This window comes from Streptomyces sp. NBC_00190 (genome assembly GCF_036203305.1).
GTDB lineage: Bacteria > Actinomycetota > Actinomycetes > Streptomycetales > Streptomycetaceae > Streptomyces.
On the sequence record NZ_CP108131.1, the window covers coordinates 8,385,240 to 8,396,268 of the forward strand.

Here is an 11,029-nt window from a genome sequence, read left to right on the forward strand (position 1 = left end):
TTCCGCGTGCTCCAGCCAGGGACCACGGTGGGTGAGCCTGGGGGGTGCATCCGGTCCCAGGCCATCGTCTCTGCCTTCCCGTAGCGGGTGGTATCTGTGGCGGTGGTGACGTCGGGCTGGTGCCAGGTGTCGGGCTTGGTAAAAGTGAGGACGCCGCCGTGCCGGCGGGGCCGCCCGCCCTTGGGTCCCGAGCGGGCGGGGCCCGGGTCGCGGAGCATGACGCGGTCCGAGCGCAGTCGTCCGGGCAGCACGACGGGCAGGTCCTTCAGGGCGTGGGAGAGGCAGGCGACGTCGTAGCCGGAGTCCATCACGATCAGGATCTCGGGGTCGCCCGCTGCCCGCTGCCCGGACGTGACCAGGCGGTTCACGACCTCGCGCAGCTGGGCGGCGGTCACGAGCGTGGCGTCGTCCGCGGGCCCCGAGACGCTCGGCGTCCAGCAGTTGGCACCAGGAGGTGCGGCCGGGCTCCAGCGCGGCGACGAAGGAGTACGGCCAGCCCGGGATGAGCTGGTCCGCGCTGCGGTCGCCACGTCCGTAGACGTGGCAGAACAGCCGGTCGTCGCTGGTGGGAGCGTCGGGGCGGAGCCAGTTGCTCACGTCCACGGCCAGTACGATCCGCCCGTCGGCCGCCTTCGGCAGCGGCAGGTCTGCCAGGGCACGACGCAGACGCGTCGGTTCGATCCAGCCCCGGTCCAGCGCCGAGTACAAGGCGCCGTGCCCGCGCCGGTGCTCGGCCGTCAGCGACAGCTCGACCAGGGTGTTCACCGGCCCGTCCGCACACAGGACCGCGTCGGTGAGCTCGAAGAGCGCGTCGGCCCGGGCGTAGAGGCTCTCGTAGAACTCGACCCGAAAGCGGGACAGCAAGCCCAATGCCTCGCCTGCAGCCACGTCGACGGGGAGACTCACAGGCAGCGGCCGTTCTCTCGCACTTCGTTACTCGACATCTCGAAGCGTGAAGAACGGCCGCGTCACGTACCCCCGGATCCCGGGGATCTCAGCAGGTCGAGTGACCAGCGACGTTAAACGTCAAGCTGATTGCAGCACGGCAAGCCGTAGGCGCAGTTCGCCTGCTCAGGCTCCTGGCTGGCTCGGCGAGGTCGAGGGCTTGGAGATCAGCCTGGTCGGCGCCGAGGAGAAGCTGACCCTGCCGCACTCAGACCCTTGGTGATCCACCTGGGTCTGCCCACCTTCGGTCAGATCGCCGGGCGGTCCAGCTCCCTGTGATCGTCCCTCTCGGAGGCGGGGAATCGTGGCCGAGACCGGGTAAGGGCTGTGCGTCCCCATGGGGCACACGGCGTGCCGCCACCAGTCCTGACCTCTCGGCCTACCGAGTGACAGCGCTGGAGTCCGGCGGAAGCTCGAGATTTGTCGTCTCGCGCGACGCGGTCGGGATGCTGCCCGGTGCCCAGCCGAGAACTTCCTCGAAACTGCGGGCCGCGAAGGGGGTGGGCGGGCGTTCGCGATTACTCTCGTGGAGCCTGATGGTCGCCTGGCTCAACTGGGTGCGATGCGCAAGCTCCCTCACGGATATGCCCTCGGCTTCCCGGAATGCGATGAGAGCTTTCGCCAGCCGCTCGGATTCTTCGCTCATGATCAAAGCATTGCGCATCACGAGCGCTCGGTCAGGGTCCTGGCCTGATCCGCATCCAACTTGCGCTTCCCGCCGATCCATCAGGAGCCGAAGGCGTTCTCGGGCGCAGGCTTGCATGCCGCCCGCATCTGCCGGGGATCGGGAACCGTGACCCTGGGAATGCTGGAGCTCTCCAGGTCAGGGCGCGGTAGCAGTCGTACAGCACCTCTCCGCGCGCCCATTGCCCCATCTCCAGCCGCCCGACCCAAGCTTGACTTCGCACAGGGGCCTGGCTGAGATCGTGCCGCGACCGCGACCGCGACCGCGACCGCGACCGCGACCGCGACCGCGACCGCGACCGCGACCGCGACCGCGACCGCAGGGCAGTGTTACGCATCTTCGCTGAGGAAGTCGAGGAGGATCTGGCGGCTGGTCTGTGAAGTGAGGCTGCCGTAGGCGTCGTCGAAGGCGTGCTCGGCGAAGGGCAGTTCCTCCACCGTGGTGTCGACGCCTTCGGCTCGGAGCGAGGCGCCGAAGTCCTTGATGGTTTCGGGGCGGGAGCTGCGGTCGCGGTCTCCCACGACGAGCAGTGTGCGCTGCAGACCCATCCGAATGTCGGTGGTCGGGGAGACCTCGCGGTAGCGCTCGGGGTATTGGACAGGCGTGCCCCCTGTGAACAGCTCTGCGGCCTCGCGGGTGCCCGCGACGTCGTCCTTCCACATGTTGTTGACGTCGGTGCCAGGGTAGAAGCCGACCACCGAGAATGGCGGCTTCGGGGTGGTCCCGTCGGTGGCCTGCATGGTGCCGTTCTGAAGGCGGTATGCGGTGTTCATGGCGAGGGTGCCGCCGGCCGACATGCCGCCCAGCGAGATACGGGAGCTGTCGATGCCGTACTGGTCGGCGTGGTGCTGCACCCAGCCCAGGGCGGTCATGAGGTCGTGCGGGGCCTTGTTCCACGTGGGGCGGTCGGGGGAGGCCAGGCTGTAGTCGACCGCTATCACGGCCACACCGTGGTCCGCCAGCCAACGGCCGGTACCACGCAGGTCGCTCTTGTCGAACGTGTGGAAGCCTCCGGCATGGGCGAGCACGATGGCCGGCGCCTTGTTCCCCTGGCTTTGCCTGGCCAGGTATATATCCGCTTCGAGTGCCTCGCCGTCACGAGTGGCATAAATCTGGGTTGTATCCGGCGTGGAACCCCCGGAGGAGGCGAGCTGGCCGAAGACCTGACTGAAGGAGACCTTCGTACCGGCGTCGCGAGCGGCAACGAACTGAATGCTGCCGATGACCAGAGCGGCGGTGGTCGACAGAACGGTCACCGCGGTGAGGACACGCCCCCAGCGCACCAGGCCGCTACGCCAAGCCAGGGCTCCCAGGGCAGCGCCGGCCAGGGCAAGGAGCGCCAGATGGAAGGGGTACTGTCCGCCGATGACCGGGCCGATCACGCCGGCCTTGGGGATGGCCGGAAAGTATGCGCCCAGCATGATCGCGCCTGTGAGGAAGGCCAAGATCGAGGAGATCGAAGCGACGACGACACGTAGGAACCTCTTGATCTTGCCAGGAGGCGTGGCCTGCGAGGCAGGTGCCGGGCGTCGGACTATGGACATGGTTGCGTTCCTTGGGGTGGACGTGGTGCGGGAAGCGGACGGTGCCTCCGGACTGGACGCCACAAGGTTCGCTTTCAAGGCCGGTGATCTGCGTCCCCCGGAGGAGCCAACCTGCCGCGTAACTCTCCAGGGCTACGCCGACACCCAAGGAGCCGTTCCGGCTGTCGGCAGGCATGACCGCATGCCGTCGCAGGTCGGGACTATCCAGAGGCTGAGAGCGGCATGGGCACGTTGGTCTACGGGGCGGCCCGAAGCGACGGTGCCCAGCGGGCAGCGTCGCCGGGGGCGACCAGGCCGGATTCGTAGGCGAAGACGGCGGCCTGGGTGCGATCGCGCAGCTGCAGCTTTCGCAGGATGCGGCCCACGTGCGTCTTCACCGTCTCCTCGGCGACGACCAGCACCTGGGCGATCTCCGCGTTGGAGAGGCCCTGTGCCACCTGTGCGAGAACTTCGGTCTCGCGGTCGGTAAGGGCATCGATGCGCACGCCGGTCGGCCGCTTGGCACCAGGACTCACGCGGGAGAATTCGGCGATGAGCCGCATGGTGATGTCGGGTGCAAGCAGAGCCTCGCCCCGGGCCACCACCCTTACGGCTTCCGCGAGCTGGATGCCGGAGGCGTCCTTGAGCAGAAATCCGGAGGCCCCGGCGCGCAGTGCCTCGTAGACGTACTCGTCGAGGTTGAAGGTGGTCAGGATGAGGATCTTCGTTGATGTTCCGGGCATCGACGTGATCTGGCGGGTGGCCTCGATGCCGTCAAGGCCGGGCATCCGGATGTCCATCACGATCACGTCGGGTGCCAGTCCCGCGGACCGGGCGACGGCCTGCGTGCCGTCCTCGGCGGTGGCAACGACCTCGATGTCGGGCTGGGCACCGAGCAGGACGGAGAAGGCTTCCCGGACCATGGCCTGGTCGTCGGCGATGAGCACGCGGATGGTCATATGTAGGTCTCCTTGCCCACAGCGGGCGCGGTACATGTGGGCAGGGCCGCGCTGACCTTGTAGCCACCGTCGGGGGCGGGGCCAACGGCCAAATCACCGCCGAGCATTGCGATGCGCTCCCGCATGCCGATGACACCGTGCCCGGCCCCGGGTGAGGGGGCAGCGGGGAGCGGGGCCGGCCCGTTGACGACCCTCAGACCCAGCGTATCGCGTGCATAGACGAGTTCGACGTGTGTCTCGGCACCCGGTGCATGGCGCAGAACGTTGCTGAGGGCTTCCTGGATGATGCGGTAGGCCGACAGTTCCACGCCCGGGGGCAGATGGCGGGCAGTGCCCTCGATCCGTACGGTCGCGCGAAGGCCGGCAGCCCGTACGTTGCCGAGCAGCCCGTCAAGCTGCGCCAGGGAGGGCTGCGGGCTGGTGCCGGTCGTGCTGTCGCCGGGACTGTTCGACCGCAGGAGATCCAGCATGTGGCGCAGTTCGGCCAGCCCTTCAAGTGCGTTGGCACGGATCGAGGCCAGCTCGGCGACCAGTTCCGGTGGTGGACCCTGGACCCGATAGGGCGCGGCATCGGCTTGGATGGAGATGAGTGACAGGTGATGGGCCACAACGTCATGCAGCTCGCGGGCGATCCGAGTGCGCTCTTCCAGGACAGTGCGCAGCGCCCGTTCCCGGGCCGTGGCGGCGATCTGCTCGGTGAGGCGTGCATGGTCCTCGCGGCGGCCGCGTACCACGGCTCCGATGACCACGGCCACAGCGAACAGCGCGAGAGCCCCGATGATCATCTTCCATGAGCCGACGGAACTGCCGGACAGCTTCAGCAGAACGGCCGACAGGGCGCTGAAGACGGCCGCGGTGATCGCCGAGAACAAGCGCACCCGCAGCGCGAGAAGGAAGAGGACCCCGGCATGCACCATCCACACATAGATCTGGGTGTCGTGGGTGGGCGGATACTCCAACGTGATACCGGTGAGAAAGGCCATCGACAGCCACCAGGCGGACGCCGGCCGACGCAGGGCCACCACCAGCATGGCCGCATGCCCAGTGGCCGGGACCGGTGCCGTCGCCCCTGCCGCAGCGGCAGTCAGAGCGGCTGCGAGGCACACGAGGCTGTGGGGCAGCCAGCGCAGCCAACGGGGCCAGGACAGCGGCGGCATGGGGCAGCTTTGTATGGTGATGAGGTCAGCCCGCAGGATGCGAAGGCTGGGGAGGTCTGCCATCGCAGCGGTCGTCTCGGGCACGTTTTCATTATCGGACATGGCACCTACCCCGGTGTTGTACGGAAGCCAGGCGCTCAGCGACCGTGCCGACACACGGAGGCGCGGTGACGAAGGTGGCGGCAACCCCCGACGCAGCTGCACAGATCGTTCGTTTCACTCGTTCATGACGCCTTCCATTCCGAGATCCCTGAACGACCCTACGGAGCGGCCCCTTGGTCAGCATCCCGCTGGAGAGCCATATCTGGATGTAGCTCTTCAGGGGGACGAGAGGCTCGTCGAGCAGGCTCACGACATGACGCCGCGCTGCCGCCCGGCGCCCCGGAGCCGATCAACGCCTGCCGACGAGCCACCGACGGCTGTGTGAACGCCCGCTCTGACCATCCGGGCGGACCGTGTGAGGCGCTGTCAGAGCTTCGTGTCAGGATCCTCCCCAGGTCGGTGACGTCGAGGCCGTCCCCGGATGCGACCCCTTGGGCGCACCCGGGGCAGCCCGGTGCCCGGCCCGGGCCACCCACCTGGGGCGGCGCGTCAAGAAGGGGTGCGGATGGACAGGGACGACGACGTCGCGGAGGCGTGGAGCCCGGCCACACCGCTGTCACGGCTGCGCGAGCTGGCCGCGCAGGCTCCGGGGACGGCAAGGATCGTGGCGTCCCGAATAGGCCAGCCGGCCGATCTGGCCGAGGAGGTGGCCGCTCGGGCCGTTGCCGGCGGCCCGGCCTGGTTCGGGGTGCTGTGCGCGCTCGCCGCCCACCCGGCCACCTCGGCCGAACGGTTGGCCGAGCTCGCCGCCCACCCCGAGGAGTCGGTGCGCCGGGTGGTGGCGGTGCACCGCGCGACCCCCAAAGCGGCGCTCAAGGCGCTGGCCCGGGACGGATCGGCAGCGGTGCGCCGGGCCCTGGCCGGGCGCGAGAGACTCCCGCGCAAGGTGGCCGCGGTGCTGGTCGCCGACACCTCCGCCGAAGTCCGGCTGACCCTGGTCCGCCGGATCGGCGCCCGGCCGGAGCATCTGCGGTCCTGGCCGCCGACCCGGACGCGCGGGTCCGCCGCGTGGTGGCCGCACTCGGTCATGCCGGTGACGCGGACCTCACCGACCCGGACCCGGGGGTGCGCCGCACCGCCGTCCACAAGCGCGCAGCAGGAGAACTCGCGCCGCTGCTCGATACCCTGGCGCAGGACCCGGACCCCCGCATCCGGGAGCTGATGGGCCAGCAGTACCACAACCGCACCCCGGCCGTGCTGGCCCGGCTCGCGGCCGACCCTGAACCGGGCGTCCGGGCCGCCGCCGCGACCAACGCGTTCACCCCCGTCCGGCAGCTCACCGAACTGGCCGGCGACCCGAGCCTGCCCGTGCTCGTCGCGATCAGCCAGAACGAGACGGCCCCGCCCGAGACACTCGCCCGGCTGGTCGACACGATCACGCGCTCGTTCGGTGGCGGCCAGAGCATCACCCCCGGGCAGGAGGTGGACGTCCAGCGCCTGGTGTACGCGGCTCTGGAACACCCCGCCGCCCCGCCCGAGTCGCTGCGGGCACTGCACGCACTGGACCTGTGGCCGTACTTCCACCCCGGGAACGCCATGGACCAACCGAACTGGCCGCCGGACCTGATGATCGAATTCGGGCTGCAGTACTGCGCGAGCACGGTATCGGGCAAGGCGGAACGCGCGAGCTTCGCAGCCATCGACGAAGCCCGGCGTGCCGAACCGCCGGCAGACGTGCTCGCCGCCATGGTTCGCAGCCCGATCCACTACCTGCGCCGCGCCAGAAGCCGTTGTCTTTCCGAGCGTGATGGGTGTGTTTGCGCTGGTCAGGCATGTGGCTGGTCTTTCGGTGGGAGGGACGAGGTGTTGTGTCGTCTCTTCGGTGGAGGTGCTGGATGCCGTCGGTGATGGGGCTGCTGGAGGAGCGTGAACGAGCCGCTCGGCAGCGAGTGGACGTTCTTCAGGCCGAGCTGCGGGAGGCGGAGGCCGCGTGGGAGCGGTTCGTGATCGCCCGGGAGACGGTGGCCGAGGTCCTGGCGGAACCGTGCGGAGGCGAGGAGGTGCCACCGGTCGTGGTGGCCGGCGGGCGGCCGGCGCGGGTTGTGGGTGCGGTGGCCGGCTCGGTGGTGCCGGTGTGGCGAGAAGGCCTCGGCGCTGCGGTGCTGGCGCCGGATTACCAGCAGCTCGTGGACGTTCTGGCTGGTGGGATCGGGTCGGGTGTCGGGGCGATGGACTGCCGGCAACTCGCAGTGGCGGTCGGGCTGGAGCCGGTGCCTGCGAAGGTGGAGGGAGTGCGGTCGAAGGTGAAGCGCCTGGCCGCGCGGGGATGGCTGGCAGAGGAACGCCCGGGGATGTTCAGTGCCGTCGCCGGGCGAGGCGACGGCTCATGAGCATGCTCATCGACCACAGGATCATCGCCTCGGCGCTGTCGGTGCGGGCTTCGTAGTCGCGGGCCAGGCGGCGTGAGCGCATCAGCCATGCGAACGTGCGCTCCACCAGCCATCTTTTCGGCAGGACGACGAAGCCTGTGGTGTCGTCGCTGCGTTTGACCACCGTCAGCGCGATCCGCAGCACGTTGCGGGCGAGGTCGACGAGTTGGCCGGTGTAGCCGCCGTCGGCCCAGACCAGCGTGATGCGCCAGTGCCGCTCGCGCAGCCGGGCCAGCAGTGTCTGTCCCGCGTCCCGGTCAGTGACGGATGCCGCCGTGACCACGACGGTCAGCAGCAGACCGAGGGTGTCCACCACGATGTGGCGCTTGCGGCCGTTGACCTTCTTGCCGCCGTCGAAGCCCCTGGTCGCGGCCGGCACCGATGCGGCGCCTTTCACCGACTGGGCGTCGATGATGCCCGCCGTCGGTTCCAGGTCGCGGCCGGCCGCTTCACGGATCCGGTCGCGGAGCCGGTCGTGGAACTCGGCCGTCAGGCCTTTGTCGCGCCAGCGTCGGAAGAAGGCGTAGACGCGGTCCCACGCGGGGAAGTCCGCGGGCATCGCCCGCCAGGTGACGCCGCCCGCGACCAGGTAGCGGACCGCGTCGACCATCTGCCGGTGGCAATAGCCCTCCGGCTGTCCGCCGCGGCCCTCCAGCCAGCCCGGCACCGGAAGTGCGGCACGGACCTCGGCCCATTCCGCGTCCGTCATGTCCGACGGATATCGGGGCTCCCGGCTCGGACGATCGCTCGCGTTCCCGTACATGTGGGCGAGGCAGTCACACGACCGGGAAGGCGAGTTGGACGACGCGGGGGACAGCACGAAAGACTGCGGCACCAGGGTCTCCTGACGCTCGGATGGATTCGACACCCACGAGCTGTTCGGGAGGCCCTGCCTTCATGCCCAGACCGGCCGAAGATCACCCGGCCGGGCAACCACACTCGAACTCACGACCACCTTGATCGATAGAGCAACGGCTACTTACCGGTCTGGATGTGGAGGTAATGGTGGAGCTGCCCGGTCAGGCTGTTTGAACACGTTGTGCAGGCCCGTTCGTCTCGGCGGTGGCGGTAGCGGGTCATGCCCCCTGGGGTGGACCGAGTGGTTCCGGACAGGTTTTCGAGGGTGTGGGCGCCGCTGAGAGGGGCGGAGGCCCTGGTTCTCCCTGGTATCGCGGTGGGAGCGGGTGGCCGGTATTGGATCAAATTTCCGAATTTGCGAATCCCTGACGGCTCGGCAGCACCTCCGTACGCTACGGTAACTTGACTGTCCGTTACGTTCCGGACGCCCCTTGAAGCCCCTGCCAACCACCGCCCTGGCACTCCCATGCCTCAGCGGACCGCCACGGAGAGCGACACGCATGAGCACCACCGCACACAGCCGAATAGAAGCCTTAGGCGTCTGCCTTCCAGCAGCAGTCCAGACCACCCCCCAACTCGCCGCCCTGGTCGCGGGGCTGGGGGAGGTGGACATCGAGAAGATCACCGGGATCGCCGAGCGGCGCGTGTACGACCCCGAACCGGCGGCAGGCGAGGACTCGTTCGGGATGGCCCTGTCCGCCGCCCAGGACGCGCTGGAGTCCTCCCGCTACCGGGCCGCCGACCTCGACATCGTCATCTCCGCCTCGATCACCCGCTTCAAGGACGGCAGCCGCTTCACCTTCGAACCGTCCTTCGCCGCGATGCTGGCCAGGGAGCTGGGCGCCCGCTCCGCCATCCACTTCGACGTCTCCAACGCCTGCGCCGGAATGATGACCGGCGTGTGGCTGCTCGACCGCATGATCCGCTCCGGTGCCGTGCGTCGTGGCTTGGTTGTCAGCGGCGAGCAGGCCACCCGTGTCGCGCAGACCGCCGCACGCGAGATGACCGACTCCTACGACCCGCAGTTCGCCTCGCTCTCCGTCGGGGATTCGGCGTCCGCAGTCGTCCTCGACGTTTCCGCCGACGCCGCCGACCGCGTCCACTACATCGAGCTGATGACCTGCTCCGAGTACTCCCACCTGTGCATGGGCATGCCCAGCGACCGCACCCCGGGCATCGCCCTCTACACGGACAACAAGAAGATGCACAACCGCGACCGGCTCAAGCTGTGGCCGCGGTTCCACGGGGACTTTCTGGCCAAGAGGGGGCGGTCGTTCGCTGGTGAGGAGTTCGACTACGTCATCCAGCACCAGGTCGGCACCCGTTTCATCGACTACGTCAACCAGACGGCCGAGGCCGAATTCGCCGCCCCCATGCCTGCCTCCCTCTCTGTGGTCGAGCGGTACGGAAACACCGCCACGACCTCGCACTTTCTGACGTTGTGCGAGCACCTCAGGGCGGGCAGCGCCCGCCCCGGGGCCAAGTACCTGCTGGTGCCGGCCGCCTCCGGTGTGGTCACCGGGGCCCTGTCCGCGACGCTCACGAACGTGGGGGTCTGAGCCATGGCCATGGTCATCACAGCAGCCGGCACCGCCCTGCCCGACACGTCCGCCCCGACTTCCGTCGTGGACCTCGCAGGCCGGGCCGCCCGCGGCGCCCTGGCCCGGGCGCGGGTGTCGGCATCCTCGATCGGCGTACTCATCAACGTCGGCGTCTACCGCGAGCACAACACCTTCGAACCGGCCATGTCGGCCCTGGTTCAGAAGGAGGTCGGCATCAACCTCGACTACATCGCCGACCCCGAACCGGCCGCCGGATTCTCCTTCGACCTGATGAACGGAGCCTGCGGCGTACTCAACGCCGTCCAGGTGGGCCAGGCCCTGCTGGAGACGGGAAGCACCGAGCGGCTGCTGATCACCGCTGCCGATGTCCACCCCGGCGGCGACGCGGACCGCGACACCGGCTACCCGTACGCGGACCTGGCCGGCGCCCTCCTGCTGGAGCGCAGCGCCGACCCCCACGCCGGGTTCGGGCCGGTACGCCACTACACCGCCGACCGGCCCACCGATGTCGAGGGCTACCTCGACACCGACACCATGGGCCGGCACGGGCGGACCACGATCACCGTCCGGCGCGAGCCGGGCCACGCGGAGCGGCTGAGCGAGTTCGCGGCGAGTGCCGCCGCCGGCTACGCGCAGGAGATCGGCATCGACCTCGACAGGACGCTGGTGATTGGCCCGTCCGCGGCCGTTGACGGTGCCGGGGTGAGGGGCGAGCCGCACACCGCGGCGCCGGTCCTCGGCTACCTCCGGGCGCTGGATGTCGTACGCCGCGACGACTACGAGCAGTTCCTGTTCGTGTCGGTCGGCGCCGGCCCCAGCGCGGCGTGTGCCCTCTACCGGCCCGAGGGGTGGTGAGCTCCGTGCCGCAG

General features: G+C 69.3%; 10 protein-coding genes and 2 pseudogenes. 5 read left to right on the forward strand and 7 right to left on the reverse strand.

Annotation, left to right across the window (positions count from 1 at the left end; all coding sequences use genetic code 11):
* Nucleotides 1–101 precede the first annotated feature (101 nt).
* The 6 genes and pseudogenes from OG429_RS41675 to OG429_RS39030 form a co-directional block, all read right to left on the reverse strand.
* Nucleotides 102–530: pseudogene (locus OG429_RS41675) on the reverse strand (transposase); the annotation flags it as partial.
* Nucleotides 418–906, reverse strand: a pseudogene (locus OG429_RS41680) (transposase); the annotation flags it as partial. The pseudogenes OG429_RS41675 and OG429_RS41680, both read right to left, overlap by 113 nt.
* A 418-nt stretch (nt 907–1,324) precedes the next feature.
* Nucleotides 1,325–1,591 carry a helix-turn-helix domain-containing protein gene (locus OG429_RS39015; RefSeq protein ID WP_328929980.1) on the reverse strand — a complete coding sequence of 89 codons (267 nt, stop codon included), beginning with the start codon at nt 1,589–1,591 and terminating at the stop codon, nt 1,325–1,327.
* 368 nt (nt 1,592–1,959) lie between these two features.
* Complete coding sequence (locus tag OG429_RS39020) at nt 1,960–3,174, reverse strand: alpha/beta hydrolase (protein WP_328929981.1); 1,215 nt, start codon at nt 3,172–3,174, stop codon at nt 1,960–1,962.
* Between the two features lie 236 nt (nt 3,175–3,410).
* Nucleotides 3,411–4,112, reverse strand: coding sequence for a response regulator transcription factor (locus OG429_RS39025; RefSeq protein WP_328929982.1), 702 nt, complete (start codon nt 4,110–4,112; stop codon nt 3,411–3,413).
* A complete protein-coding gene (locus tag OG429_RS39030) occupies nt 4,109–5,353 on the reverse strand; it encodes a sensor histidine kinase (RefSeq protein WP_328929983.1) in 1,245 nt (414 codons plus the stop codon). The genes OG429_RS39025 and OG429_RS39030 overlap by 4 nt, the downstream gene beginning before the upstream one ends.
* Nucleotides 5,354–5,876: 523 nt before the next feature.
* Between OG429_RS39030 and OG429_RS39035 the strand changes: the two genes are divergently transcribed.
* Genes OG429_RS39035 through OG429_RS39045 form a run of 3 tightly spaced genes read left to right on the forward strand, consistent with a single transcriptional unit; the run spans nt 5,877 to nt 7,701 of the window.
* Nucleotides 5,877–6,533, forward strand: coding sequence for a variant leucine-rich repeat-containing protein (locus OG429_RS39035; RefSeq protein ID WP_328929984.1), 657 nt, complete (start codon nt 5,877–5,879; stop codon nt 6,531–6,533).
* Nucleotides 6,437–7,219, forward strand: coding sequence for a HEAT repeat domain-containing protein (locus tag OG429_RS39040; protein WP_328929985.1), 783 nt, complete (start codon nt 6,437–6,439; stop codon nt 7,217–7,219). The genes OG429_RS39035 and OG429_RS39040 overlap by 97 nt, the downstream gene beginning before the upstream one ends.
* Nucleotides 7,219–7,701 carry a hypothetical protein gene (locus tag OG429_RS39045; RefSeq protein WP_328923223.1) on the forward strand — a complete coding sequence of 161 codons (483 nt, stop codon included), beginning with the start codon at nt 7,219–7,221 and terminating at the stop codon, nt 7,699–7,701. Before OG429_RS39040 ends, OG429_RS39045 begins: the two co-directional genes overlap by 1 nt.
* On the opposite strand, the gene OG429_RS39050 is transcribed toward OG429_RS39045, so the two are convergent.
* Nucleotides 7,667–8,449, reverse strand: coding sequence for an IS5 family transposase (locus OG429_RS39050; protein WP_328929986.1), 783 nt, complete (start codon nt 8,447–8,449; stop codon nt 7,667–7,669). The two genes, OG429_RS39045 and OG429_RS39050, sit on opposite strands and share 35 nt — an antisense overlap.
* A 649-nt stretch (nt 8,450–9,098) precedes the next feature.
* Between OG429_RS39050 and OG429_RS39055 the strand changes: the two genes are divergently transcribed.
* The gene (locus tag OG429_RS39055) at nt 9,099–10,157 is read left to right on the forward strand and encodes a 3-oxoacyl-ACP synthase III family protein (protein WP_328929987.1); all 1,059 of its coding nucleotides are present in this window, start codon (nt 9,099–9,101) and stop codon (nt 10,155–10,157) included.
* A 3-nt stretch (nt 10,158–10,160) separates the two neighbouring features.
* Nucleotides 10,161–11,015, forward strand: coding sequence for a hypothetical protein (locus OG429_RS39060; protein WP_328929988.1), 855 nt, complete (start codon nt 10,161–10,163; stop codon nt 11,013–11,015).
* The last annotated feature ends 14 nt before the right edge of the window (nt 11,016–11,029 follow it).